Here is a 25,886-nt window from a genome sequence, read left to right as displayed (position 1 = left end):
CTCCTTGCGTGGCTCGAAACCCCACAGCTTACGAACAAGCGGGGCAGAAGCACGGCCGGACCATCCCATTACCGGACATTGATGGTCCAGCCTTTCTGGAGGGCAATGCCGACGTGCCTAGAGAAAGTCTGGGAGTCTTGCGGTCCGGCTTAGTGGGAGCTTGGTTGGCATTTCCTCGTTCGCAGAGAACCAAGAAAGATACTGTGAAGGATGGTGTGACCGCCTTCACGACCGACTAAATTCCTCGGCGAGGAAGGCAAGGAATACCTGGATCTTCGGAGCGAGGTGTTGCCGCGACGGGTAGATAGCATAGAGCGTAGTCTCCACCGCGCTCCAGTCCTCCAAGGCGCATTGGAGGCGCCCTTCCCTCAGGTCATCCTCGACGTAGGGATAGGGCATCAGGCTGAGGCCGAAGCCCTCGCGCAGCGCGTCGCGCACGGCGAGACTCGACGCGACCGAGTACCGGGTGTTGACCGGGATCCGCTCGGTGCGCCCGTCCTTCTTGAACTCCCATACGTCCGCGTGTCCTGAGAGGCTGAAACGGACACACTCGTGCGACTTCAGGTCGGACGGCCCCCTCGGCCTGCCGTTTGCCTCGAAGTAGGACGGCGCCGCACACAGCACGTGTGGCATGGCGGCGAGTTTCCGGGCGACCAGGTTGGTGTCCTCCAGGCTGTCGCTGCCACGGATGGCGAGATCGAAGCCCTCCTGGATAAGATCGACACGCCTGTCGTCGAGATGGAGGTTCAGGGTGATCTGCGGATAACGCGACAGGAAGCGGGGGATCGCCGCGGAGAGCCGCGTCAGGGTGACGGTCACCGGCGCGCTGACCCGCAGGGTGCCGCTCGGCCCCTTCCTGAGTGGGGACAGGGCCTCGTCGGCCTCCGAGAATGCATCCAGCCCGCGCACGACGTGCTCTAGGTAGATCCTGCCCTCCTCAGTGAGCGCCATGCGCCGCGTCGTCCGGTTGATAAGCCGGGCACCCACATGCGCCTCCAGCTCGGCGATGTTCTTGCTCACCGCTGCGGGCGACAGGCCGAGCCGCCGTCCAGCCGCGGCGAAGCCGTTCAGCTCGGCTACGTGTCGGAATACCTGCAAGGCGGTGAAGCGGTCCATTGGATCATTCTCTATCGGTAAATAATGTCTTTTCGAAATATCGGATTATCAACTATCCGCCAAGTTTGTACTCGTTTCTCCCAGGCCACTTCCCTACGGAGACAGAATGATGACCAACCCTGCCATCGCCCTCATCGAGCGGCGCGTGTCAGCCAACCGGTTCGACGCCGACCATGCCCTGACGGACGCCGAGATCGAGGACCTGACACGCCTCGCAACGCGGGCGCCAACTGCCTACAATCTCCAGAACTGGCGCTTCGTCGCCGTACGAACGCCTGAGGCTAAGGCACGCCTGCGCAGCCTCGCCCATGGCCAAGCCAAGGTGTCGGACGCCGCCGTCACCTTCATCGTCTGCGGTTTGCTGCCCGACCACACTGCCATCCCGGAGCGGCTGCGTCCTTTCGTGCAGGCCAGGTACATGCCGGCTTCCACGGTCGCGAGCTGGCAGGAGGGCGCCCGCGCGCAGTATGCCGATCCTGGGATGGCCCGCGACGAGGCCGTCCGCTCTGCCTCCCTTGGTGCCGCGACACTGATCCATGCCGCCGAGGCGCTCAGTCTCGCCTCGGGGCCGATGGTCGGGTTCGATGCCACGGGCGTGGCGCGTGAGTTCGGCCTTGGGCCAGACGAGGTGCCCGTCATGCTCGTGGCGGTTGGCCGCGCTGCCCCGGGAAACTGGCCGCAAAAGCCCCGCCGCCCGCTCACCGAGGTTCTGGAGATCGCATGAGACCGAACGCTTCCGATGTGCTGCTGACGGCCATCGCGCCCGCGATCTGGGGCAGCACCTATGCGGTTACCACCGAGTTCCTGCCGAACTACTCGCCCATAACGGTCGCCATGCTTCGCGCCCTGCCGGCCGGCCTGCTGCTGCTTATGATCGTGCGACAGCTGCCGACCGGGACCTGGTGGGCACGGATCTTCGTGCTCGGCGCCCTGAACTTCTCGATCTTCCTGAGCATGCTGTTCATCGCCGCCTACCGACTGCCCGGCGGCGTCGCTGCCACGGTCGGAGCCGTCCAGCCGCTGCTCGTGGTGTTCCTAGCCTACTTCGTGCTCGCTAGCCCGATCCGCCTAGTATCTATCGTTGTCGCCTTGGTCGGGGCCGCCGGTGTCGCGCTGCTGGTGCTGACCCCGCGTGCCGCCCTTGATCCGGTCGGCATTCTGGCGGGTCTTGCCGGAGCCGCATCCATGGCGTGCGGGATGGTGCTGAGCCGCAAGTGGCAGCCGCCGGTTTCCCTGCTGACGTTTACTGCATGGCAACTGACCGCGGGTGGCCTCCTCCTGGTTCCTGTCATCCTCCTTGTGGAGCCGGCCATTCCGGTTCCGACTATAACCAACGTGCTTGCGCTGGCATGGCTCGGCCTGATCGGCATGGCCTTGACCTACCTTCTCTGGCTGCGCGGCGTCACGCGCCTGGACTCCGCGGTGGTTTCGCCGCTGTTGTTGCTGAGCCCAGTGACCGCCGTGCTGCTCGGTTGGATGTTCTTGGACCAAACGCTGACTGCGCTTCAGATCACCGGTGGCATTCTCGTCATCGGAAGCATCTGGCTTGGGCAGCGCGCCAATCGCCGTTCCGATGCCGCATTGAAGCGACATTCGACGGCAATGGCCCCGAGGCTTAATCCGGCCCACCAAGGCATCCTTGGCTCAGGCGACTGAATGGTTTCGAAGAGTGTCGAAGGGGAAGCCAAGATGGAAATCGCTACCACTCTCGTCAGCATCGCGGCAGTGCATTTGCTTGCCATCGCAAGCCCCGGCCCGACCTTCGTCGTGGTCACGAGCCACGCGATCGACGGCCGGCGGGGTGCCGGGTTTCTGGTGACCTTCGGCGTCCTGCTCGCAACCGCCACCTGGGCGTCCCTGGCCGCCGCCGGGCTGGGAACGCTGATTACCCAGTTCACGTGGCTCTACCTCGCCCTCCGGCTCGCAGGAGCCGCCTACCTGATCTACATGGGCGTCAGGATGCTCCTGGGCGTGGTCCGCAATTTCCCGGTCGAACTCAGACAGGAGTCCCGCTCCATGTCGGGCTGGCGAGCGGTACGTGCCGGGTTCCTGACGAACATCTCCAACCCGAAGGTGATCGCGTATTACGCCAGCCTGTTCGGCGTGGTGATTCCATCGGATGCACCCGGGGCAATGTTCGTGGCCTCCGTCGCAACGGCGCTCTTGGTGTCGGCCGCCTGGTGGAGCTTCGTGACTCTCTTCTTCGCGCTGCCCTTGGTCCGGAAGGGCTATGTCCGTGTCCGACGGCAGATGGACGGGATTATGGGGAGCCTGTTGATTGTCCTTGGGGGACGCCTGCTCGTCTCCCGTTAAGGCCAGTCACAAGGCAACCGTCATGCTAGCAGGAACATAGAATGGGAAAGCCATGTCGGAAACAGCCTGCGCCGTGGTTGAGGAGTTCTCTCACCGCGCCGGTTCGGGAGCAAGCCCCTCCTCCCGCACCCGCCGCGACGTTCGAAGTCGGCAAACGTTAGACACGAAGGGTCAGACTCTTGCTTAGTACCCTGAACAGCGGAAAGGGAGTTGGCTCGGAGCTCACGCCGCCATACTCAATGAAAATCCCGCCCCTCGCCATCACGGCCCTCAGAGACTCGGATTTCGGACCGCCGATCGGGTTGAACACGGCTCGTACGCCCTCCGGGCCGGCTCCGTCAGCCGGGCCTCCAGATCTTCTTCCGTTGAAACGGTGACATGCGTAGCGTCGAACTCAAGCAATGTTGAACAAAGTGCCGGAAAGGGTCGGACATGAGAAAACTGATCGCCTGGAACGTCATGACGCTAGATGGATATTTCGAAGGCCCCGCACACTGGCAGCTCGATATGCACAGCACGGTCTGGGGCGAGGAAATGGAGGAATTCTCCCTCCGTCAGGGTGCGGAAATCGGAACGCTCCTTTTTGGACGACGCACATATGAAGGCATGCGCGACTATTGGACGAAGGAGGAGGGTCCGATCGCCGAGATGATGAACGGCCTCAACAAGGCAGTGGCCACCCGTTCGTTGGAGGCGGCTGACTGGGCGAACAGCCGGCTTCTGAAAGGCGAGGCAGCCGAAACGGTATTGGCGCTCAAACAAGAGGCTGGCCGGGACGTGTTCGTATTCGGCAGCGCCGATCTGCTGGCAACGCTGATGGCCGAGGAACTGGTAGACGAATACCGCCTCTGCCTTGCCCCGGTTGTGTGGGGCGAAGGCACGCCGCTATTCAAGCCTCCAAGCGGCCGCACCCACTCCATGTTGCGGGGGAGCCAGCCTCTCAAGAACGGCGGGCTGATCCTTTTCTACGAGCGAAAGAGCGTGTGACGCTCGAAACGGTCGTTCTTGCTCCGCTGGGCCGCGCCGTCTTCGGCGCCTTCTAGGCCAGCTGGACAGGCATTCCCGCGGAACGGGAACAGCATTCCGGAGGATAAAGGATGTGTTTCGGCGTGCAATGTTGACCCTCTGACACGGGATCGGCGTCCAAATTTGCCCCCTGTAGATATCTCCCTCACCATGCCTGCGGCGAGTGCACCTGCTTGAAGAGACGGGTGTCATCGAACACTACGTGGCGGTGCTCGATCCGTTAAAGGTCGGCATCGGGTCACGTACTGACGATCCCCTGTCCTCCAGGAATGTCCGCTGTTCGTTCCTCGAGCAGACATCTGGTCTACTTCCGGGAAGTGCCATGAACGGTCCTTCTGAAGCGCGGGGCGGTATTGGTGCGCGCTCCGTGTATGTCTCTGCCGAAGTGGGGCTTGATGAGTGGGCACATCTCCAGGGGCTTGTTCCAGCGGGCAAGTTGGCACAAGCCTTCGGCAGAGCTCATGCTTGCAGCCGGCCCTGACCGTCATCGACACATTGCGCTCCCGTAGAACGTTCACTCCTCGCACACCCGCTCGTAGTGCAGAACCATGTAGGGTACGCCATGGAGGCTGCCCTGCGCTTGTATCAGCCTCAGAGCATTGGCAGCGCTCGGTACCGGCCCATTATTTCGGCGCTCTGTTGCTCGAGTTCCCGCCGCAGGTCCACAATCCCATCAGCGCCGTCGCGCCTCAGGCTCGACCCCGGTCGGAAAGATAGATCCGAGCGGCGTTACCGCCGAGCACCGCCGCCTGGTCTGTCTCGGAGAGGGGTGAGAGGAGTTCCAGCGTCACCTCCCGCCACGGGTCATACCCGCCCGCAAGATTGACGACCGGCCAGTCACTCCCCCAGAGGAGTCGCTGCGGCCCAAAAACCTTGAGCAGATGATCGACGTAGGGACGTAAGTCAATGACGGTCCAGTCCGCCTTTGCCTCGGTCACCAGGCCCGAGAGCTTGCAGACGATGTTGGGACGGGCAGCAACCGCAACCATATCTGCCCGCCACGGATCGAGACCGCCCTCGCGGATGAAAGGCTTCGCCCCATGGTCAACCACTATGGAAAGGTCGGGATGGCGGTCCGCCACCACGAGCAGACGGGATAGGTGCCGCGGGAGAATGAGCGCATCGAATACGAGCCGCTGCTCGATAAGCGTCCGGAAGGCTGGTGTCAGGTCAGGACGGACGAGCCAATCGTCGTCGGCAATGTCCTGCACCATCGGGCGGAGCCCAACGATCAGGGGAGCGTCCGCCATTCGTTCGATAATCTCGACAGCTCCGGGATCCGTGAACTCGGCCCAGCCGACCACCCCGGCGACGAAAGGAGCGGACATTGCAAGCTGCAGCATGAATTCGGTTTCTGCCACAGTCTGCGCCGCCTGCACCAGAATCGTCCGATCGATCCCGTGGCTGGCGAGAAGAGGCTGGAGATCCTCAGGGCCAAAGTCGCGGTATAGCAACTTGAGGTCCGGGCTCAGCCAGGAGTAGTCGCCGCGGCTGATGCGCCAGAAATGTTGATGAGAATCGATCTGCATCGGAACTCCCTGAAGCTCGATCATACGTTACTTCTAGAAAGCGCCTACGGGTTCAAGTCAGGAAGTGTTTTCGTTCGGGCTCACGCGGAGCGCACGACGCCCTTCTTCAGGATGATGTTGCCGTAGAGCCGCCCCTCCCCGGTCGCGACGATGGCATAGGCGGCCTTGGCCCTTTCGTAGAAGGCGAAGCGCTCGAGGGAGGCGAGGCGGCAGCCTGGACCTTCGCGACTTGCGAGGATGGCCCGGAACTCGTCAAAGATCGGCTGCTCGGCCTGCGGATCCCCTACCACTTCCATGCGCCAAGCAGCCTCCGGCACGAAGTCGTCCAGCGGCATCACTGACAGAATGGCATCTGTCACAGCCGTCACAGTCAATCCATCAAGCCTGACGAGTCGCTGCGCCATCGAGGCTGCGGGGAAGTTCGCGTCGACCACGACTATCTCATCACCATGGCCCATCGAGCGAAGCACCATCAGCAGGTCGGGGGACAGGAGGGGATCGATGTTTTTCAGCATACAAGGACCATCTCGTTCGTTGCTAGAGTCGTATGACACCTGATTGCAAATAGGCTATCAAGCCGAGAGCGAGCGGAGCGGCAGTCAGAGCAACCTACCAAATGGCGGAATCCTGGAACCGGCATCTCCGGCCGCGCCCGGAACAGGCTTGTTTATCCCGCATCGTACTGACGGTTTGCTTCCGGGTCTTCTGTCGAGAACGGGAGAGATGCCAGTTCCTCCCACATCGCTTCCGGGATCGACCAGCGCGCCCATTCGATGGTCTGCTCGACTCGTTCAGGCTTGCTGACCCCGCAGATGGTGGACGTTATCCGTTCGTCGCGCATCGAAAACTGCAATGCGGCCGCGCCTGGCGGAACGTCATGCCTAGCGCAGATAGCCTCGATCCGCCGGACTGGGTCCAGCGCCTCTTCCGATGCCTGCTGGTAGACATAGCGTGGGTAGGCAGTCGAGCCCTTTGCAAGAACGCCACCGGCATAGGGCGCCGCGTTCAGGACGGCAATTCCTCTTGATCGGGCGAAGTCGATCATTGCGTCTGCATTGCGATTGGTCAGGGTAAAGCGGTTATGCGTTATCAGCGCATCGAAATCCCATTCCCGCAGGAGCGGCATCATGATCTCGACGGAGCCTGCCGCAAGGCCGACAGCCTTCACCAGTCCCTCCTCCTTTATCCGGAAAAGTTCAGGAAGTGCGCCCTCGGGCCCGACAGTACTTTCCAGGGAATCCGCATGTTCCGGGTCGTGCAGATGCAGAATGTCGATGCGCTCAAGACCAAGCGCCTTCAGGCTCTCCTCCAGAGACCGCCTTGCCTGGGCAGCATCGAAGCGGTTCGTCTCCGGGTCGCGATCCAGCTTGGTCGAGACGACGAAGCCCTCAGGGAGGCCGCCTCGTTCTCGGATGACATCACCGATCCGCTCTTCACTGCGACCGAAACCGTAGATGCGGGACGTGTCCAGAAAATTCACCGGACCGGAAAAAATGGCCCTGATTGTGTCTCGGGCTCTTCCCTCGTCGACGCCATAGCCATAGGTGCCGAGCATATCTCCCAGTGAAGAGGTGCCGAAGCAGATCTTCGAGACGGGAAGATTCGTGCGCCCCAGCAGGTTCATCGGGATCGGTTCGGCAGGCATATGATCGCTCCGTTCATTGAGTACGACGGCCAGTTGGGGCTATCCATTGTAGCCGAAGTAGCGCGGCAGCCAGAGCACGACATCCGGCAAGAAGATCATCAGCAGGAGAGCCGCAATCAGGATGCTGATGAAGGCCCAGATCTCGCGGATGATGTCGCGCAGGGAAATTCCGGTCAGGCCGCTCATAACGAACAGCAGCACGCCATAGGGGGGTGTTATCATGCCGATCATGATGTTCACGACAATCACGACGCCGAAATGCACCAAATCGATCCCGAGCGCACGCGCTGCCGGCAAGAACAGCGGCACGAGAACGAGAAGCATGGTCGTGGCATCAAAGAGGCACCCGAGCAGAAGGAAGAGTAGATTGACCAGGAGGAGGAAGACCAGCGGTGAGACCTCAAGGCCGCTGAGGAGTTGACCGATCTGCTCAGGAAGGCGCTCTGAGGCGACGATATAGTTGAAAATCAGGGCGCCCGCGATGAGAAGCGCCACTGCACTGGTTGCCTTGCTGGAATCGACCAGGACACTGAAGGCTTCTTTCCATGAGAGTTCACGGTAGAAAAACACCGCGAGAACAAGTGCGTAGGCTGCCGCAATGGCGGCGGCTTCCGTCGGTGTGGTCGCTCCACCGTAAATACAGTAGAGAAGGATGACCGGCATGAGGAGTGCCGGGAGGGCCCGAAAAGTCGTGGCCGGGAGCTTGCTTAGCGGAATGCCCTCCCCGCGCGGAAAGTTTCGCGTGCGTGCTACGAAGCCTACCAGGGCCATTTGTGACAGCCCCATGATCAGACCGGGAATGATGCCGGCAAGAAAAAGGTAGCCAACCGACGTGTCCGAGACCACCGCATAGATCACCATCGGAATCGATGGGGGAATGATTGGCCCGATCGTCGCCGAGGATGCCGCCACACACACCGCGAATCCCGGTGGAATGCGCCCCTGCTTGATCATCATCTGAGTGACGAGCTTGCCCGGTCCAGCCGCATCCGCGATGGCGGATCCCGACATGCCTGAAAAGATGATGCTGACGAGAATGTCAACCTGAGCCAAGCCGCCCCGAAAGCGGCCGACAAGAGCCTGGCAGAACATGAAGAGCCGGTCAGATACACCGCTCGCGTTCATGATGTTGGCGGCGAGAATGAACAACGGCACCGCAAGAAGAACAAAGGAATCGTAGAGACCATTCAGGACTTGCTCCCCGAACAGTCCCAGATCGCGGCCCGTCGCAATCAGGTAGCCGATGGAGGCGACGAACATCGCAAACGCGACCGGCATTCCCAGAACGGCAAGACCGAAGAAGGCCACGAGGGTGAGGATGAAGATTGTGCTCATGGCTCGATTTCACCTTCGTGCTTCAGCTCATCTTCCCAGGATCGCCTGAGAAGGCGCCAGACGCGGATCATGGCACCGATGACGACCGCGACTGTGAAGATGACGAAGATCGAGTAGAGGAAATCGAAGCGGATCCCGATGACTGGGCTCTTCTCGATCTTCATGAAGGAAACGTAATCAAATGTTCCCGGAATGGCCCCAACGAATGCAACGCCGATCAGGATCGTGAGCGCAACCGCGAGCCAGCGCCTTCGCTTTGGAGGCAGGGACATGAAGATCATGTCGAAGGTGATGTGCTCCCGCTCTCGCAGCAGGAACGCTCCGCACCAAAAGATGATCCATATATATGTGATCAGCACGAATTCCTGCGTCCACGCAACCGGATCGTTAAGTACGTAACGGGTGAACACCTGCAGCAGGAATGCCGCGAACATGGCGACGAACAGGAGCACGGAGACCAGTTCGGCGAGGAATCGGAGACGGGCACGAACAGATTGCATCGAAGCTCACGGGTTGAGCACCACGAAGAAGCGGTGACAAGGTGGCAGCATCCAAGACAGCGCTCGAATCATAATCTTGGGCATCCGAGCGGATGCTCCGGGACCGACGACCTGTCCGGAGCATCCGCTCGATGTTAGGCGATCCGCTTACTTGATCGCGTTTACCCGATCGACCATGCCCTTCGGCCAGGACTTCGACAATTCAGATTCGAGATAGGCTTTCTGCACCTGCTGACGGAACGCTTCCACGTCAGGCTTGTAGACCTTTAGCCCCTGCGATTTAAAGAAGTCGGCGAGTTGCGCCTCTTCCTTGATCCGGTTCTCGTTGTTGAACCGTACAGCGGCCTTGGCAGCGTTCATGACCGCAGCTTTCTGCTTGTCGTCGAGCTTGTTCCATGTAGAGCCGGCCAGCGAAAGGAAGATCGCGTCCACCAAGTGGTCCGTGAGGGCAATCTGCTTCGTAACCTCGTAGAACTTGGCTGCCCGCACAGTAGGAAGTGGGTTATCCTGTCCGTCGATGGCGCCGGTCTGCAACGCTGTATAAATTTCGCCGAACGCAACCGGCAGCGGATTGGCCCCGAGCGCCTTGCCGAGGAAGAGCCAGGTATCCGACCCTGGCATGCGGAGTTTCACGCCCGCGAGATCGGCCGGCGTCTTGATTTCTTTTTCGGTCCTCAGGTTGAGCTGACGGGTGCCGAGATATCCCACGTTAAGGATCTTGATATTCATTTTGTCCTCAACGAGGCCATACATCTCCTTGCCGATGCCGCTCTCGAACACCTTCGTTTGGTGCTCGGGATCCCGCAGCAGGTATCCAGCCGTGAAGATGGACCATTCCGGTATCTGCTTAGCAATGTCGAAAGCGGAGATCATCGCCATCTCGAGGTTGCCACGCTGCATGGCCGCAGGCTCGGTACCCTGCTTGAAGAGGGTTCCGTTCAAATGGATCTCGACATCGAACTGGCCGGGAGCCGCCTTCTCCAGTTCCTCCTTGAAGACCGGCAGCATCTTGGCATGCCAATCCGCCTCGACCGCAGGGGTCGAAATGCGCAGCTTGATGGGATCGGCAGCGATCGCTGGTGTCAGACCTGCGATGGCAGCAGCCGCGACCGTTCCCATGAACAGTCGCCGTGAAAGCGATGTGAGCATTGGTGTCCTCCCGATAGTGGCAGTCTGTTTCAGAGCGTTATCGATATCGCCCTTATCCCCATTCTGCACCCGTCACGGCGAACTTGTAAATATCTGAAATGTGGCTAACATGTCAGTAGTACATCATCGCTTCGGGTTTCATTTGGCTTGAAGCGGAACCTAAGGACCTCCGACGTGACCCTTTCCGCCGGCCGATTTGGCCTTTCCGCTGCGATGACTACTCCTTTTCACGCGAACGGAGCGCTTGATCTGTCTCGACTGGCTGATCACGCCCGGTGGTGCCTTGCCAATGGATGCGCGAGCGTTACAGTGTTCGGCACGACCGGCGAAGGAGTATCGATCGGGACATCAGGCCGGGAGCAGGTTCTCGGAGCACTTGCTGCTGCCGGGATAAAGGGTGAAAACGTTGTCTATTGCATTGCCGCTTCATCGATCCACGAGGCTGTTGTGCAGGGGCGCATGGCAGCGGAGTTCGACTGCCGCAGCCTCTTGCTGACACCTCCCTTCTACTTCAAGGGCGTCAACGATGACGGCGTCTTCTCCTGGTTCGCTGCAGTTCTGCAGAAGCTGGGATCAGCTGCCTGCAACGTCATTCTCTACAACATCCCCTCGGTGACTCAGGTGTCGCTCTCGGTCGAACTGATCCAACGCCTCAAGCATGAATTTCCAGGCGTCATCGAGGGCGTGAAGGACTCATCCGGAGACTGGAGTTACACGCAGCGGCTTCTCGCTGCTCATGGCGATCTTGCGGTCTTGATCGGAGACGAGCGCTATCTCGCCGAAGGCGTGCGCCGCGGCGGCCAAGGCGCCATTTCTGGCTTGGCGAATATCTGCCCGGAGATCCTTGGCCCCCTCGCCATGAATGGACAGGACGACCAACGTATCAACAGGCTCGTGGACGAAGTGCTGAAGTATCCGGTCGTGCCTGCCGTGAAGGCTCTCCTGACCCGTCGGACGGGTGAGGAGGCGTGGCTGAACGTGCGGGCACCACTGGTCCGGTTGCCGGTGGCGGATGTTGAGCGCCTAGGCACCTTCTACGACGATCTCTTCATCGACCAGGCAGCTTAGCGGGGGAGCAGGATGGACGATGCCATTGCAGGCCGGGATGGGCCCAACCTCCGGGAGAAAGCCTATGACCGCTTCACCCATCATCTTCTCGCCCGGGACATACGCCCGGGCCAGTTCGTTTCGCAGCGCCAGCTCGTGGAGTTGACCGGGCTGTCGCTCGCCGCCATCCGCGAATTGATTCCCCGGCTCGAATCGGAAGGTCTCATTAAGACGGTGCCGCAGCGAGGCATGCAGGTTGCCCATGTGGACCTGAACCTGATCCGGGATGCATTCCAATTCCGGCTCTTCATGGAACGGGAGGCCGTAGCGATCTTCACGACGGAAGCAAGCGACGCGACTCTTGCGCGCTTACGGCAGGACCATGAAAGCGTCGTTGCCGAAGCGGCAATTCATAAGGGAGGCATCACGCCCGATCTCGTCGTCCGGGCTCAGGCGGTCGACTGGGACCTACACTGGACGATCATCTCGTCTCTCGGCAACGCCATCATTGCGGATGCTTATCGGGTGAACTCGATCAAGGTGCGGCTCATCCGACAGGAGCAGACCCTTCTGTCCGACGCCCTCGTCATGCCTGTCATGCGGGAGCACCTCACGGTCATCAAGGCTATCGAGACCCGCGACCCCACCCGGGCCGTTGCGGCCATCGATGACCATATCAACAGCGCAAGGAGCCGAGCACTCGGTCTGCGGTGATCGAATGACTTTGGGCGATCGTCTCACCGGGCTCTGGCCGCCGATATGTGAATGGGGCCGCCCTCACCCGGACATGATTACGGCCTGATCCGGCACTGCATGAACCTCAATGAGAGCGACGCGAGCCTCCTTAAATGTCCTGAATGGGTCAACATCTGAAGATCCCCTACCCTGCCAAGACGTCTGCTTACACCATCTGAACAGACATCAAGCTACAGCATCGGACCATCAAATGGACGCACCACCAGATGCTTCGAGATGGCTCCATGATTGCTGAGATGCAGAACTCACCAGATACGATTTCTCGTCCGGCGCTCTAGCTTCAGGAGTGTGCCACAAACCGACCCTTAGCCTTATCCGCACTCAGCCCAGGGGAGCGGCAGCCTCCTGCGTGGTGCCTCATACAGGCGTTGAAGCGAGGAGCAATCGTGCGGCCGTAGCCCACATCACGACACCGATCCCCCCATCGAGAACCCTCCACGTCGCCGGGCGGGCGAAGAGGGGGCGCAATAGGCGGGCGCCAAAGCCCAGCGAAAAGAAGAACGTGAAGGAGGCGAGCATGGCCCCGAGCGCGAACAACCCCCGCCCCTCATCGAACTGAGTCGAAATCGACCCGATCAGCACGACGGTATCAAGGTAGACGTGGGGATTGAGCCAGGTGAGTGCCAAGCAGGTGAGCAAAGCCCCCTGAAGGGTAATTGTGGCTGTCCCGGACACCTGGAGGCTGGCCTCGGCCGCGAAGGCCGATCTGAAGCTGCGGGCACCGTACACGATGAGAAAGGCCGCACCGGCATACCGCAGGACGGGCTCGGCCCAAGGCATGATCGCGCTGACCTGGGCAAATCCCATGACACCGATCAGGATCAGGATCGCATCGGACACAGCGCAGGTTAGGACCACCGGCAGCACATGCTCGCCCTTTAGGCCCAGGCGCAGCACAAAGGCATTCTGCGCACCGATCACGAGGATCAGGCTCAGGCCAAGCAGAAAGCCTGAGAAGATAGGGATGGTCATGTCGAACTCCAAAGAGTGGTCGACATGTGCTAGGCGCAGCATCAGAATTAGGACAGTTAAAGTTTCTCGTCCTACATTAGAGCTTCTAATCCATGCTTGACTACCCCCATCTCGCCGCTCTCGCGGCTGTAATCCGAACCGGCAGCTTCGAGCGGGCGGCACAGCAGCTCAACGTTACCCCCTCGGCCGTCTCTCAGAGGATCAAGCTGCTGGAGGAGCGGCTGGGAACCGTGCTGGTGGTGCGCGGTCAGCCCTGCACGGCAACTGAGGTGGGTCAGCGCCTGTGCCAGCACGTAGAGCAGGTCGCGCTGCTGGAGAACTCGTTACAGGAGAGCCTTCCGGGACTACAGGCCGAGAGCCAACCTGTGACCCTGCGGATAGCCGTGAACGCCGACAGTCTCGCAACTTGGTTCATTCCAGTCATGGCTAAGTCAGAAGGCTACCTGTTCGATCTGGTGCTGCATGATCAGGACCACAGCGCGGAATGGCTGCGGCGCGGCGAGGTCATGGCAGCGGTGACGGGTCACAGCGCACCAGTCCAGGGCTGTGACTGCCATCCTCTGGGCGCTCTGCGCTATGTTGCAACGGCAAGCCCGGAGTATTGCGCCCGGTGGTTTGCCGACGGCTTCAACGAGCTGGCGGCGGCTCGCGCGCCATGTCTGATCTTCAATCAGAAGGATCGGCTCCAGACGGAATGGCTGCGGCAGGTGCTCGGAGCCAATGTTCATCCCCCACTGCACTGGCTGCCCTCGTCCCAGGCATTTGTGGATGCAGCCCTGGCCGGGATCGGCTGGGGCATGAACCCGGAGCCCCTTGTGGTCGACCATCTTCGCGGTGGGAGGCTGATTGCGCTCAAGCCGGACCAGCCTTTGGATGTCCCGCTCTTCTGGCAGCAGAGCCGCATCGTGAGGCCTGTGCTGGGCCATGTGACCCGTGCTGTCATGCACGCGGCCAGGACAGTGCTGGTGCCGCTCTGATCTGCGTGCAACACACCAAGGTTCTGTGACCGGCCTGCCACCCGCGCTCGACCAGATGCAGGCGTTGAATGACTGCATCGGGTCATCCAGCGACGATCTCCAGCCTTCATGAACGTCCGCTGTTTCTGCCCTAAGCTGACCTTCGGCTTACTTCCGAGAAGTGCCAGAAGCTGCCCTTATTGAGTTGCGACGAGGCTACTATGTTTGTTGTTCTGAAGGTGATGGCTTGTCAGTCCCTTGTGGAGCGGCATGGTTCATGAAAGCAGTCCCCACCAGGTCGTGACGGTCAGCATCGGGGTCGCCAAGGCGCATCCTTTCCCCGTAACATGAGAAGACACGCACCCTTGCGCCTTATGTCCCTTCCCGTACACGAACGTTGGGGCCGTCGTGCGGCTTGCCAACCTTTGATCCAACAGCGTCGGAACCCGTGCGCCAGTTTAGGACGCGGGAGCGCGCCGCGAGCAACCCATCGACGTCGACGGGTGCTGCATCCGCGCCGAGTTGTCCGTCGATCCGGCATTTACGCCAGCAAGCCCGCCCGCTGCAGCGCCTCGATGCAAAGATTGCGATCTTCAGAGCAGCGGAAGGGCGATGTGATCGACAAATATGTCGAGATCCGCAAATTCGGGCCGATCTCGCGCATGCGTGCAATCGCAGCTTGCGCCTTCGGTATCCAGCCGGACAACACGTAGGCGATCGCCGCTATACGCCAGGTGGCGGCCCAGTTGTATTGCTCATGCGCGGCTCTGTGGCCCAGGATGCTGCCTCCTCGAAGCGGCGCGCGAAGATGTGCGCAAAGACCATGCCCGTGCAGCCGAAGTAGAATAACGAATCCAGTGGGCTCTACCGCATGGCACGAGCGAAGCACTCGATAGCGTCGTTCGGATGCCCCAGACAGATCCGCAGCCATCTGCTCACGTCCCATGCCGCTGGTGCGTTTGGGCACAGAGCCAGCGCTCGCTCCACATGGGCCGCACCGGTCTCACCCTCATCCGGCTGAGTGGAGGGAATAGCACAATAGGCCGCTGTTATTACCAAACTCTGCGGTTGCGTCCGTGAATAATGACAGAAGGAAAGAGCGTCAGGATGCCAGGTCGGAACGGTCTTAGAGATCGCCTCGAATGACCTTGGTCAGGCTGCCGGTGGCCGGGAAGAGCGGTATCAGGCAAGCCTGAAGGGCGTGGTAGAGGTCCGGCTTGCCGGCGAACACAGTCGCGCTTGGGTTCAGATCCTCAGAGAGTTCAGGCCGCCAGCCCCCGTGGCGATGGTCGATCAGGTGGTTTTCGGCGAAGCCCCAGAGGGCGCGGTACCATTGCTCATGGAAGGCGCTCGGGCTGTGCTCGCTCAGGAACGCCGCCGCGCCGATAGCCTCCGCGCAGGGCCACCATAGCTTCAGCGGCAGCCTCGGCTTGTCGTCCCAGTCGAGGGCGTAGAAGAAGCCCCCCTTGTCCTTGTCCCATCCCAGTTCGATGGATTGCCGAAATAGCTCACGGGCCGCGTCCGGCATCCAGGTATGACGCTGGCCGCCGAGGGACCAGAGCTGAAGAAGGAGCCTTGCCCATTCCAGCCAATGGCCGGGCGTCGTGCCGTAAGGGCGGAACATGTCGTCGCCGCGATACTCCCTGTCGAGTCTCCAATCCGCATGAAAGTGCTCGGCCACCCGGTAGCCGAGGGAGGCGGCATGGCGTCCGATGATGAGGCTCGCGATCCGCTCCGCCCGGTCGAGATAGGTGCGGTGGCTTGTTGCCTCGAAGGCGGCCATCAGGGCTTCCGTTAGGTGCATGTTGGAGTTCTGGCCGCGATATTGGCTCAAAGGCTGCCAGTCGCGCGTGAACTCCTCGGCCACGGCCCCGTGCTGCTCCTCCCAGAAGCGCTCTTCGAGAACCTGCGTGATGTCGTCCAGCAGCCGGTCCGCCAGGGGATGCCCGACGACCTTCGCGCTGGAGGCCGCCAGCAGCACGAAGGCATGGCCGTAGGCCTGCTTGCTGTCGTCCTTCGGCCCATCATCGTTCAACGACCAAACATAGCCGCCATTCCGGGCGTCCCGATGCGCCTTCCAGAGGTAATCCATGCCATGATCGACGATAGCATCGCAGCCGGGCCGGCCGAGAAGGGCGCCAATGGAAAAGCAATGCACCATGCGAGTGGTGTTGTGGATCTGCCGGACGGGATTTCCGATCGCGATGGGCCGTCCTGCTTCGTCGAGATCGAAGAAGCCGCCGGCCGGGTTGATGAGGCCGTGCTGGAAGAAGTCGAACAGGTTGCCGGCCTGTTCGAACAGCCATTCCCGATGAGACCGGTTCGAGCGCCAGTTGAGGCCGAAGGAAGGGAGGATGGGCTGGGAGTTCGTCATGATGCGTTCCCTTGTGATCAAGCGCGGGCAGCTATGAAGTGCTCGACCTCGCCCCAAGAGGGCGGATTGGCGCCGCGGCGGGTGCAGACGATGGCGGCTGCCGCAGCGGCGAAATCGAGAGCTGCAATCACCTGCGCTTCGCTCAATCCCGCAATTCCCTCAGGCGTGAGCAGATTGTTTCCATCGAACCAGGAGAGAAGCCCAGCGTGGAACGTATCGCCGGCGCCAACGGTATCGACCACCTCGATGGTCGGCGCAGGGCGCTCCAGAATCGTGTCCCCGAAGACTGCGAGTGGCCCTTTCTCGCCGCGGGTGATGATGACGAGCCTGGGACCGCGCTGAAGCCACGCCCGAGCGGCGGGTGCGAGGTCATGCGTGCTGTAGAGTAGCTCGATGTCCTCATCACTCGCCTTTACGACATGAGCATAGCCGAGCAGGGCCTCGAACCGCCCCCGATAGGCCATGAGATCGCCCACGACACGCGGCCTGACATTGGGATCGAGCGAGATCACGCGCGATCCCGCCTCCCGGCGCAGTAGAGTCTCGATGGCGCTGGCAATGGGCTCGACACCCAGCGCATAGGAGCCCGCCGCAATGGCGTTCACATCAGTCGGCAACTGGGCAGGCAACGCCTCGGGGGTGAGGGCGCGGTCGGCACTGTCTGGCGCATAGAAGGAATATTGGGGCTGCCCCGATGGGCTCGTCGTGACAACGCTCAGCGTCGTGACGTTCGGAAGGCGCTGGATGTAGGCCGAGTTCACGCCAGCTTCATTGAGCTTTTCAGCCAGGAACGAGCCGAAAACGTCCTCCGACAAGGTCGAGAGAAATGCCGCAGGGCGCCCGAGGCGGCCGATCCCGATAGCCACGTTGAAGGGAGAGCCTCCAGCAATGGCCTCTGCCGGGAAGCCCGCTGCGCCCGGGGCACCGATGAACAGGTCGATCAGGGCTTCTCCGGAAACCAGGATCATGGGACGGCTCCTGACAGGGGCATTGCAGCATCCAAAGAGTTGGCGGCCAGGTCTCAGACAGGCACGCGCTCGGCAACATCGGACGGAACGGGCTCCGAGGAAAGAGCCGCGATCTGCTTCAGATCGCGCAATACATGGTCGAGTTCCACCGGTCCAGAGATGCCGCCGAAGCCGAAGTAGAGCGCCTTGAAGTGATGGAAGAGCTGTTCGTAAACTGCATGGGCGGCCGGATCCGGCTCGAAGGTGCGGAAGGGCAGGCAAATGGCGGCCTGAGCACTTTCAAGGTCCGGATACGAACCGGCCGCGAGGCTTGCGAAGATGCTTGAGCCGAGGCCTGTCGGTATGCCGTTCGGCACCACAACGGGGCGGCCGAGCACATTAGCGTAGACCTGGTTCAGCACCGCATTGTGCTGCGGGATTCCGCCGGCATTGATCACCCGCTCGACCGGCACGCCACCCTGGGCCATCCGCTCGAGAATGATGCGGGTGTGGAAGGCCGTGCCTTCGATGGCCGCGAACAGTTCATCCTGGGCCGTGTGCATCAGGTTCCAGCCAAGCGTGATGCCGCCGAGATCGGCCTTTACGAGAACGGTCCGGTCGCCGTTGTCCCAGGTCAGGCGCAGAAGGCCCGTCTGGCCGGGCCGGTAGTGCTCCAACCCTTTCGACAGCTCCTTGACGTTGGTGCTGGCCCTCCGGGCGATTGCCTCGAAGATGTCGCCGGTAGCCGAGAGCCCGGCCTCGATGCCTACAAGCCTCGGGTCAACGCTGCCCGGCACGACACCGCAGACGCCCTGGATCAGTCTTGTGTCCGGCGCCATGGCGATGATGCAGGTGGAGGTGCCGACCACGTTCACCACATCGCCGACCCGGCAGCCCGCGCCGATGGCGTCCCAATGAGCATCAAACGCTCCGACCGGGATCGGAATGCCGGCTTTTAGGCCGAGCCGCTCGGCCCAATAGGGCGTGAGCTGGCCTGCGATGACGTCGGAGGTCGCATATTCCCCGGCGAGCTTGTCGCGGATGCCGTTGAAGAGCGGGTCGACCTTAGAGAGGAAATCCTGCGGGGGCAGGCCGCCCCAGCGGGGGTTCCACATCCATTTATGGCCCATGGCGCAGATGCTGCGCTTCAGCCGGCTCGGATCGGTCACCCCGGTGAGGGTCGCCACAACCATGTCGCAATGCTCGAGGACCGTCACCAGTCGGTCGCGCTTCTCCGGGTTATGGCGCAGCCAGTGCAGCACCTTCGAGAAGCCCCACTCATGCGAATAGACGCCGCCGCACCAGTGAATAGCCTCGAGCCCTTCCCGATGGGCAAGCCGGGTGATCTCCTCGGCCTCCGACTTCGCCCGGTGGTCGCACCAGAGATAGTACTCGTCGAGCGGCTCCATGCCCTGGCCCACCATCACGACGCTGGAGCCGGTGGTGTCGATCGCAAGCGCCGCAACCTCTTCGCCCTTCACACCAGCGGACTCCAGGGCTCCGCGCGTCGCTCGCGCAAGCGCCTCCATATGGTCAGCATGGGCCTGGGTCGCGTAATCCGGGTTATCGCGCCTGCGGTGAAGCGGATACTCCGCCGTGGCGAGGCCGAGCGGACTCTTGCGGTCGTCGACGAGGGTGACCCGTACGCTCAGAGTGCCAAAGTCGACACCTGCTATAACGGCCATGTGTGTCTCCCGGGATGGAGCATCCGCGTTTGCAACGAGAGAGAAAGTCTACTTCTTTGCCTGGCCATAGGTCGCGGTCGCGCCGTGCTTGCGGAAGTAGTGCCGGTCGAGCAGCGCCTGCGACACGCTCTGCGTGTTGGGCTGCAGCGAGAAGGTGTACATTGCCATTCGGGCAACCGCTTCCAGGACGACCGCATTGTGCACGGCATCGTCCGGCGTCCGGCCCCAGGCGAAGGGTCCATGGCCGGCCACCAGAGCCGCGGGCACTTCCATCGGATCGCGATTACCGAAGGCTTCTGTGATAGCGACACCCGTTGCGCGGACGTAATCGTTCTCGATCTCGTCTGGCGTCAGTTCCCGGGTGACCGGAACCGGACCGTAAAAGTAGTCGGCATGGGTCGTGCCGAGCGGTGGGATCGGGCGACTGGCCTGGGCCCAGGCCGTGGCATGTTCCGAATGCGTATGAACGACGCCGCCAATCTCCGGAAAGGACTTGTAGAGGTGGATATGTGTGTCCAGGTCGGAGGAAGGGCGCAGTTCGCCCCAAACGATCTTGCCCTCAAGGTCTGTGATCACGAGGTCGTCGACCTTCATGCGCTCATAGGGAACGCCGCTCGGCTTGATGATCACGAGGTTGTCCTCCCGGCTGATGCCGCTGACATTGCCGAAGGTGTAAAGCACGAGCCCGCGGCGCACCACTTCCAGATTGGCTTCCAGAACCTGCTCCCGCAGCTGCTTCAGCATGGGTCGTTTCCTCAATGCGCTCATAGATGGAAAACGACGGCCATAGCTCCCGCCATGGCCGCCGGAGTTAAGGTCAGGATTAGCGGACGGACTGCCAACCTTTGTATTCACCGACGTTGTCGGCCGTGATCAGCTTCGGCTCGAGCAGAATGACGTTCTTCTCGGGCTTCTTCCCATTAGCGATGCCCACGGCGAGCTCATAGGCCTGAGCGGCCATGATGTACGGATCCTGGGAGGCGGAGGCCTTGATCAGGGAGTTGCTGGACTTCAGCTCATTCTCGATATCGGGGGCGCCATCGACGCCCGTGATGATGAACTCGTTACGGTTGAGCTGCTTCGCGGCCAGGTTGACGCCGATGGCGGTCGGATCGTTGATCGCGAAGATGGCGTCCACCTTCGGGAAGCGGGTCAGCAGGCTCTGGCCGACGGCGAAGCCGCCTTCACGGGATCCCTTGGCGTCCTGGTTATCGGACAGGACCTTGATGTCAGGATGCTTTGAGAACACGTTCTTGCAGCCCGTGACGCGGTCGACGATGGACGAGACCTGCGGTCCGTTCACGATGATCACGTCGCCCTTACCCTTGAGGTGATCCACGATGTACTGGCAGGCGAGTTCGCCGGCTTTCACGTTGTCAGTCATCACCGTCACGTCGGCACCGGCTGCCGCCACATCGAAGGCCGCAACCACGAGGCCGGCGGCCTGGGCACGCTTCACAGACGGCTCGATTGCTTTCGGATCGACCGCGTTTATCATGACGATATCGGTGCCGGCCGCGATGAAGTTATCCATCTGCGTGAACTGCTTGTTCAGGTCGTAATCCGCCGACACGGAGGTGATCTTGGCACTCGGAGTCAGCTCCTTTGCCTTGGCCTCGATGCCCTTGATGGTTGCGACGAAGAATGGGTTGCCGAGCAGGCCGACCGATATGCCAACATTCTTAATATCCTTGGCATAGGCCGGGGCTGCCAGACCTGCAATGACGGCAAGGCTAAGAGAGAGACGGGATAGTGCCATAGATTCCTCCAGGTGTATTATGCGCCGCGATACCCGAAGCCTGTGCATTTTTCCGGTTACCGCTTATACGAGCGCCCGTGTGAGGGCGCTGGTACCTCGTGTCAGGTGCGCGCCGATCCCTTTAGGCGGTAGCGGTCGAGCGCCACGGCCCCAATGATCACGAGCCCCTTGATGATGAACTGCCAGATGTCGGACACGCCTACGAGAATGAGACCGTTCGACAGGATGGCGATGATGAGCGCGCCGATGAGCGTGCCCCAGATCGAGCCAATGCCGCCCACGAAGCTCGTGCCGCCGAGAATGACAGCGGCGATCGCATCGAGCTCGTAGGACTGGCCAAGCTGCAAACCGTTCGCGGCAAAGAGGCGTGCGGCCGACATAACGCCGCCGAGGCCTGCCGCGAGACCCGAGAAGGCATAGACGAACAGCAGCACGGCCCAGACCTTGATGCCGGTGAGGCGTGCCGCGTCCGGATTGCCGCCGACCGCATAGATATGAACGCCCAGGACCGTTCGCCTGAGTATAAACCAGGAGATGATCACCACCGCAAAGGCGATCCACACCAGCCAGGGCAGGCCGAACAGGGTGCCGTTGCCGATAAAGGCGAAGGGGAGTTGCGGGTTGAACTGGGTCGTGTCGCCGCCGAGAAGACGTGCAACGCCGCGCACTGCGGTCAGTGAGCCCAAGGTAACGATGAACGGCGGCAGCTTGGCAAAGGCGATCAGCGCGCCGTTGACGAGCCCGAATGCAAGACCGGCCAGCAGAGCGGCCGGAATGCCCATCATGCCCCATTCCGGGATCAGCGACGCCAGGATGGCCACCATGGCGGATGCCGCCAGGATCGAGCCTACCGATAGGTCGATACCGCCGGTGAGGATGACGAAGGTCATGCCGGCCGCCAGCACCGTGTTGATCGACGCCTGTTGCATGACGATCGAGATGTTCTGGAAGCTCAAGAAGCGCCCCGACATCAGCTCGAACACGACGCCAAGGATGATGAGCACCGGCAGCATGCCGAGCGCTTGCAGAGTCGAGCGCCAAGCAAGGCGGCGCTGCAGGCTCTGAGACGCCGTATCGACGCCGGCTGCCCCGGTGTTTTGAATGGATGCGCTGGTCTCATTCGGGGATGTCATTCGGCCGCTTCCCTTACGCCTGTCGCAATACTGATGATATTTTCCTGGGTTACTGGCGGGTGGCCGGCTCCACCGACCTCGCCTTCGATCCCGCCCTCGCGCATCACCAGCACGCGGTCGCAGATGCCGACGACTTCCGGCAATTCGCTGGAGATCACGATCACACCCACACCGTTGCGGGCAAGGGTGTCAATGAGCCGATAAATTTCTGACTTGGCCCCGATATCGACGCCGCGGGTCGGCTCGTCGAGAATGAGCACCTTGGGCTTCGTCTCGAGCAGACGGGAGAGCAGAACCTTTTGCTGGTTACCGCCCGAGAGACTGCCGACCGGCACCACATCGCCTGCCACGCGGATCGCGAGCGCCCGGATGGCGGCAGCGGCTCGGTCCTTGGCGGCTTTCAGGTTTAGCACGCCGCCCATGCGGGCATCGCGCCCAAGCACATTGACGTTCACGTTCTCGCGGACGGAAAGGTCGAGGAACAGGCCAAGGTGCTTACGGTCTTCCGTCAGATAGACGACGCCCGAATTGATGGCATCTTCCGGAGCGTTGATCGAGAGCGGTTTGCCCTGCAGGAGAATCTCGCCACTGGTGCGCGGGTCCGCGCCGTAGATAAGGCGCGCGAGTTCTGTGCGCCCTGCACCGACGAGTCCGGCGATGCCAAGAACCTCGCCTTCGTGCAGCTGGAATGAGCAGTCGCGCACCCGCACGTCGTCGCCTACATGTCGCACCTCGAACAGGACTGGGCCGCGGCTCTGATGAGCATCGTGCTCCTTCTTGTAGAAGGAAGACAGGTCGCGGCCTACCATCATCTGAACGAGCCGCTCGGCGGAGATCTCGTTGCCCACGAGCGTGCCGACATAGGAGCCGTCGCGAAGCACCGAGACGCGGTCGGCGAGCTCATAAATTTCCGCCATCCGGTGGCTAATATAGATAATCGCAAGTCCATCCGCACGCAGCTGTTGTACCAGGGCGAACAGCGCTTCCGTCTCGCGGGAGGAGAGGGAAGTCGTGGGCTCGTCCATGACCAGAATGCGCGAGTTCGCGATCAGCGCGCGGGCGATCTCAACAAGCTGGCGTTCGGCCATCGAGAGTTCGCTGACTTTCGTGGTCGCCTTGAAGTGAACACCGAGCCGTTGGAGAACGTCTTGGCATGCTTTCTCCATGGAGCGGCGATCAACCATCGGGCCGGATTTGTGCTCGCGCCCAAGCAGCATGTTCTCGGCAACCGTCAGGTTAGGCGCAAGAGAAAGCTCCTGATAGATGATTGATATACCGTGCTGTCTTGCCGTGAGAGGCCCATCAATGCTGACGTGCCGGCCGTTGATGCGGATCTCACCGCCCGGATCAGCCTGATAGGCGCCAGATAGGATCTTCATCAGCGTCGACTTGCCGGCGCCGTTCTCACCCATCAGGGCATGAATCTCGCCGGGGTAGACGGTGAGCGATACGTTCGTGAGCGCTTTAACTCCAGGAAACGTCTTCGAGATGTCTTTCATTTCAAGGATCGGGGTGGATCCTGTCATGGGGGCTTCCCTAAAGGTGCTTCATAGAAGCGGCGTTGGTATGCTCAAGGCTCCGATTATTCCATCATGATGGTAAAAAGGCCGAAAGAGCAAGGCTTGTGAATGCTCTAAATGCTTCATCCCAATTGCGTTTCAATCCCTCCTGTTTGTCCATCGGACAGCCCATAACTTTTCCTGAGCACCTAGTCTTGTTGGCCCACGGATGATTATTATTTGAGCACACGCTGCTAGTATCAACTATATTGTTATAATATTAGCTTATGCCCCGCGTGAATTCCGGTTTCAGCGCGCGATAAAGGCTACGGAACATGTCAACGCGTGGGCAATAGAGATCCACGAGATGCGGTTCAGGCTCAATCGTCTCGAGGATATTCGGCGCGGTGCAGACAACCTCCGGTGCTTCTCCGGTGGTCGCAAGGCGCGCGAGGCGCGCTGCGCCGAAAGCCGGTCCCTTGTCACTGCCCTGATAGCGCACCATGGGGACATTCAGCACGCTGGCGAAGATCTTCGCCCAGAATTCGCTCCGCGACCCGCCGCCGATAATGCCAGCATAGGTGAGAGGCGTCCCAGCCTGCTCAAGGCATTGTTTCGCGTCGGCAAAACTGAAAGCAACACCTTCAAGAACAGCCTGCACCAGATCCGTCTGTCGCGTCTCGGGCGAGAGGCCGAAGAACACCCCCCGGGCATAAGGATCGTTGTGCGGGGTCCGCTCGCCGGCGAGATAAGGCAGGAAGAGAATCGTGGATGGCCTACGGTAGGTGGCCTCCGTTTCGCGCAGCAGTTCGCCGATATCCCGCTTCAGGAGATTAGCCACCCAGGCGAGACAGCTTGCACCATTCAACATGGCGGCCATCTGAAACCAGCGTCCGGGTACCGCATGACAGAAGGAATGCACCAGGGCTTCGGGTGCCGGGCTGAAACCCCGCGTAGTCACGAAGAGCTGTCCCGAGGTACCGAGAGAGATGAAGGCAGATCCATCCTCGATGGCCCCAAGTCCGACGGCGCCTGTTGCCGCATCGCCTCCACCGCCGGCGACCACCACATCGCTCCACAGACCCCATCGCTGGGCGATCTCCGGGCGTAGGGTGCCGGAGGCTTGCGAACCTTCAACGAGGCTTGCCATATGGTCCCGAGTTAAGCCGGTCGCAGCCAAGGCCGCATCCGACCAGTCGCGCCTGGCTTCGTCCAGCCACCAGGTGCCCGCGGCGTCCGACATCTCCGTGACCACGTCGCCGGTCAGTTTCAAACGGATGTAGTCCTTGGGCAGAATCACTTTGCGCACGGCGCGGAAGGTTTCCGGCTCGTGCCGCGCGAGCCAGGCCAACTTCGGCGCCGTAAAGCCCGGCATCGGAACGACGCCCATTGCTCGTGAGAGTTCGGGATGCTGGGCGCCGAGCTCCTGCGCCTCGCGGAAGGAGCGGCCGTCGTTCCACAAAATCGCGGGGCGCAGCGGCCGGTTGTTGCCATCGAGCAGCACCGCCCCATGCATCTGCCCCGACAGGCCAATGCCGCGCACATCCGCGAAGGCTGCCCCAGCTGCCACGCGGAGTTGATCGAGAGCGGCCTGCACGGCCTGCCACCAGGCTTCTGGGTCTTGCTCCGACCAGAGCTCCTGTGGACGGGAAACCTGCAGGGGCACATCCGCTTCCGCGACCACGGTCTGCCGCTCGTCCACAAGGATGGCTTTCACCGCTGAAGTGCCGATATCGATCCCAAAATAGTGGGGCACGCTTTGTGCTCCTTGAAGGTTGGTGCTGACCCTGGCTTGGCGGTTGTTGAGACCACCATATAGCTCAGTCCCGCCGCTTGGGGATACGGGTGATAGAATCCAAGGGTCCGGACTCGAAAAAGTAGCTCAAATTCTTGCTACGTACTTCGTTACCGTTTCATTGGGAACAGATCTTGCGCTGACCCCATTGATCTCGGCATTCCGGACAAGTGCCAGATGGTCAGAAGTTGAGCACTATTGAGTGGCGGTGCCTGCCACTGAGGCCGTCAGTCCCTTAAAGGCGTACATACCCCAAACGTGAGGTCAACTTCTGCTAATGGGATGGACCGGCCGTGCTTACCGGCGCCCCCTTCTTCAGGGGGCGCCCAGCACGAGGATCTGAACCATGC

Annotated in this window: 25 protein-coding genes and 2 pseudogenes; 9 read left to right on the top strand and 18 right to left on the bottom strand. The window is 61.3% G+C overall.

Features of this window, described 5'->3' with window-relative positions:
* A partial coding sequence (locus JAO75_RS24705) for a hypothetical protein (protein ID WP_210340383.1) occupies window positions 1-239 on the top strand: 239 nt, incomplete at its 5' end.
* Here the strand turns inward: JAO75_RS24705 and JAO75_RS23710 are convergent.
* Window positions 226-1,116, bottom strand: coding sequence for a LysR family transcriptional regulator (locus JAO75_RS23710; protein ID WP_199051674.1), 891 nt, complete (start codon window positions 1,114-1,116; stop codon window positions 226-228). The genes JAO75_RS24705 and JAO75_RS23710 overlap by 14 nt on opposite strands.
* Before the next feature lie 106 nt (window positions 1,117-1,222).
* Here JAO75_RS23710 and JAO75_RS23705 point away from each other — a divergent pair, with 106 nt between their 5' ends.
* Genes JAO75_RS23705 through JAO75_RS23695 form a run of 3 tightly spaced genes read left to right on the top strand, consistent with a single transcriptional unit; the run spans window position 1,223 to window position 3,429 of the window.
* Window positions 1,223-1,840, top strand: a complete 618-nt coding sequence (locus JAO75_RS23705; protein WP_199051673.1) for a nitroreductase family protein — start codon at window positions 1,223-1,225, stop codon at window positions 1,838-1,840.
* On the top strand, window positions 1,837-2,772 hold the full coding sequence (locus JAO75_RS23700; protein ID WP_199051672.1) for a DMT family transporter: 936 nt from the start codon (window positions 1,837-1,839) through the stop codon (window positions 2,770-2,772). The genes JAO75_RS23705 and JAO75_RS23700 overlap by 4 nt, the downstream gene beginning before the upstream one ends.
* 33 nt (window positions 2,773-2,805) lie before the next feature.
* Window positions 2,806-3,429 carry a LysE family translocator gene (locus tag JAO75_RS23695; RefSeq protein WP_210340382.1) on the top strand — a complete coding sequence of 208 codons (624 nt, stop codon included), beginning with the start codon at window positions 2,806-2,808 and terminating at the stop codon, window positions 3,427-3,429.
* A gap of 163 nt (window positions 3,430-3,592) precedes the next feature.
* Here the strand turns inward: JAO75_RS23695 and JAO75_RS25075 are convergent.
* Window positions 3,593-3,831 (bottom strand): annotated as a pseudogene (locus tag JAO75_RS25075) (NADPH:quinone reductase); the annotation flags it as partial.
* 30 nt (window positions 3,832-3,861) lie between these two features.
* Between JAO75_RS25075 and JAO75_RS23690 the strand changes: the two are divergent.
* Both JAO75_RS23690 and JAO75_RS25070 read left to right on the top strand, forming a co-directional pair.
* Window positions 3,862-4,416 (top strand): dihydrofolate reductase family protein, encoded by a 555-nt coding sequence (locus tag JAO75_RS23690; protein WP_199051670.1) that lies wholly within the window; start codon window positions 3,862-3,864, stop codon window positions 4,414-4,416.
* Between the two features lie 175 nt (window positions 4,417-4,591).
* Window positions 4,592-4,693: pseudogene (locus JAO75_RS25070) on the top strand (Lrp/AsnC family transcriptional regulator); the annotation flags it as partial.
* A 451-nt stretch (window positions 4,694-5,144) separates the two neighbouring features.
* Here JAO75_RS25070 and JAO75_RS23685 read toward each other — a convergent pair.
* The 6 genes from JAO75_RS23685 to JAO75_RS23660 form a co-directional block, all read right to left on the bottom strand.
* Entirely contained in the window at window positions 5,145-6,008 is an 864-nt protein-coding gene (locus JAO75_RS23685) for an amidohydrolase family protein (protein WP_246742690.1), read from the bottom strand.
* A 56-nt stretch (window positions 6,009-6,064) separates the two neighbouring features.
* Window positions 6,065-6,499, bottom strand: a complete 435-nt coding sequence (locus tag JAO75_RS23680) for an RbsD/FucU family protein (RefSeq protein WP_199051669.1) — start codon at window positions 6,497-6,499, stop codon at window positions 6,065-6,067.
* A gap of 152 nt (window positions 6,500-6,651) precedes the next feature.
* Window positions 6,652-7,629 carry an aldo/keto reductase gene (locus tag JAO75_RS23675; protein WP_246742689.1) on the bottom strand — a complete coding sequence of 326 codons (978 nt, stop codon included), beginning with the start codon at window positions 7,627-7,629 and terminating at the stop codon, window positions 6,652-6,654.
* Window positions 7,630-7,668: 39 nt separating this feature from the next.
* Entirely contained in the window at window positions 7,669-8,964 is a 1,296-nt protein-coding gene (locus JAO75_RS23670) for a TRAP transporter large permease (protein WP_199051668.1), read from the bottom strand.
* Window positions 8,961-9,464, bottom strand: coding sequence for a TRAP transporter small permease (locus JAO75_RS23665; protein WP_199051667.1), 504 nt, complete (start codon window positions 9,462-9,464; stop codon window positions 8,961-8,963). The genes JAO75_RS23670 and JAO75_RS23665 overlap by 4 nt, the downstream gene beginning before the upstream one ends.
* 147 nt (window positions 9,465-9,611) lie before the next feature.
* Window positions 9,612-10,583 carry a sialic acid TRAP transporter substrate-binding protein SiaP gene (locus JAO75_RS23660; RefSeq protein WP_246742688.1) on the bottom strand — a complete coding sequence of 324 codons (972 nt, stop codon included), beginning with the start codon at window positions 10,581-10,583 and terminating at the stop codon, window positions 9,612-9,614.
* 204 nt (window positions 10,584-10,787) lie between these two features.
* Here JAO75_RS23660 and JAO75_RS23655 point away from each other — a divergent pair, with 204 nt between their 5' ends.
* Together JAO75_RS23655 and JAO75_RS23650 are read left to right on the top strand one after the other, a co-directional pair.
* Window positions 10,788-11,681: a dihydrodipicolinate synthase family protein gene (locus tag JAO75_RS23655; protein ID WP_343234688.1), complete on the top strand. Its 894-nt coding sequence runs from the start codon at window positions 10,788-10,790 to the stop codon at window positions 11,679-11,681.
* Between the two features lie 12 nt (window positions 11,682-11,693).
* On the top strand, window positions 11,694-12,374 hold the full coding sequence (locus JAO75_RS23650) for a GntR family transcriptional regulator (protein ID WP_199051666.1): 681 nt from the start codon (window positions 11,694-11,696) through the stop codon (window positions 12,372-12,374).
* A gap of 399 nt (window positions 12,375-12,773) precedes the next feature.
* Here the strand turns inward: JAO75_RS23650 and JAO75_RS23645 are convergent, their stop codons facing one another.
* The gene (locus JAO75_RS23645) at window positions 12,774-13,388 is read right to left on the bottom strand and encodes a LysE/ArgO family amino acid transporter (RefSeq protein ID WP_199051665.1); all 615 of its coding nucleotides are present in this window, start codon (window positions 13,386-13,388) and stop codon (window positions 12,774-12,776) included.
* 92 nt (window positions 13,389-13,480) lie between these two features.
* Here JAO75_RS23645 and JAO75_RS23640 point away from each other — a divergent pair, with 92 nt between their 5' ends.
* A complete protein-coding gene (locus JAO75_RS23640; RefSeq protein ID WP_199051664.1) occupies window positions 13,481-14,365 on the top strand; it encodes a LysR family transcriptional regulator ArgP in 885 nt (294 codons plus the stop codon).
* Window positions 14,366-14,885: 520 nt separating this feature from the next.
* Here the strand turns inward: JAO75_RS23640 and JAO75_RS23635 are convergent.
* The 9 genes from JAO75_RS23635 to xylB form a co-directional block, all read right to left on the bottom strand.
* A complete protein-coding gene (locus tag JAO75_RS23635; RefSeq protein WP_199051663.1) occupies window positions 14,886-15,275 on the bottom strand; it encodes a hypothetical protein in 390 nt (129 codons plus the stop codon).
* A 195-nt stretch (window positions 15,276-15,470) separates the two neighbouring features.
* A complete protein-coding gene (locus JAO75_RS23630) occupies window positions 15,471-16,718 on the bottom strand; it encodes an AGE family epimerase/isomerase (protein WP_199051662.1) in 1,248 nt (415 codons plus the stop codon).
* Between the two features lie 17 nt (window positions 16,719-16,735).
* Window positions 16,736-17,686 carry a carbohydrate kinase family protein gene (locus tag JAO75_RS23625; RefSeq protein WP_199051661.1) on the bottom strand — a complete coding sequence of 317 codons (951 nt, stop codon included), beginning with the start codon at window positions 17,684-17,686 and terminating at the stop codon, window positions 16,736-16,738.
* Between the two features lie 53 nt (window positions 17,687-17,739).
* Window positions 17,740-19,350 (bottom strand): ribulokinase, encoded by a 1,611-nt coding sequence (locus tag JAO75_RS23620; RefSeq protein WP_199051660.1) that lies wholly within the window; start codon window positions 19,348-19,350, stop codon window positions 17,740-17,742.
* A gap of 48 nt (window positions 19,351-19,398) precedes the next feature.
* Window positions 19,399-20,094 carry an L-ribulose-5-phosphate 4-epimerase gene (locus JAO75_RS23615; protein WP_246742687.1) on the bottom strand — a complete coding sequence of 232 codons (696 nt, stop codon included), beginning with the start codon at window positions 20,092-20,094 and terminating at the stop codon, window positions 19,399-19,401.
* 79 nt (window positions 20,095-20,173) lie between these two features.
* Complete coding sequence (locus JAO75_RS23610) at window positions 20,174-21,109, bottom strand: ABC transporter substrate-binding protein (RefSeq protein WP_199051659.1); 936 nt, start codon at window positions 21,107-21,109, stop codon at window positions 20,174-20,176.
* Window positions 21,110-21,210: 101 nt separating this feature from the next.
* The gene (locus JAO75_RS23605) at window positions 21,211-22,242 is read right to left on the bottom strand and encodes an ABC transporter permease subunit (RefSeq protein ID WP_246742686.1); all 1,032 of its coding nucleotides are present in this window, start codon (window positions 22,240-22,242) and stop codon (window positions 21,211-21,213) included.
* Window positions 22,239-23,768 (bottom strand): sugar ABC transporter ATP-binding protein, encoded by a 1,530-nt coding sequence (locus JAO75_RS23600; RefSeq protein WP_199051658.1) that lies wholly within the window; start codon window positions 23,766-23,768, stop codon window positions 22,239-22,241. The genes JAO75_RS23605 and JAO75_RS23600 overlap by 4 nt, the downstream gene beginning before the upstream one ends.
* A 253-nt stretch (window positions 23,769-24,021) precedes the next feature.
* Window positions 24,022-25,497: a xylulokinase gene (xylB, locus tag JAO75_RS23595; RefSeq protein ID WP_199051657.1), complete on the bottom strand. Its 1,476-nt coding sequence runs from the start codon at window positions 25,495-25,497 to the stop codon at window positions 24,022-24,024.
* Between the last annotated feature and the right edge of the window lie 389 nt (window positions 25,498-25,886).

The organism is Microvirga splendida, from assembly GCF_016427565.1.
GTDB classification, from domain to species: Bacteria; Pseudomonadota; Alphaproteobacteria; order Rhizobiales; family Beijerinckiaceae; genus Microvirga; species Microvirga splendida.
This window is presented reverse-complemented; position numbering and strand designations above follow the sequence as displayed.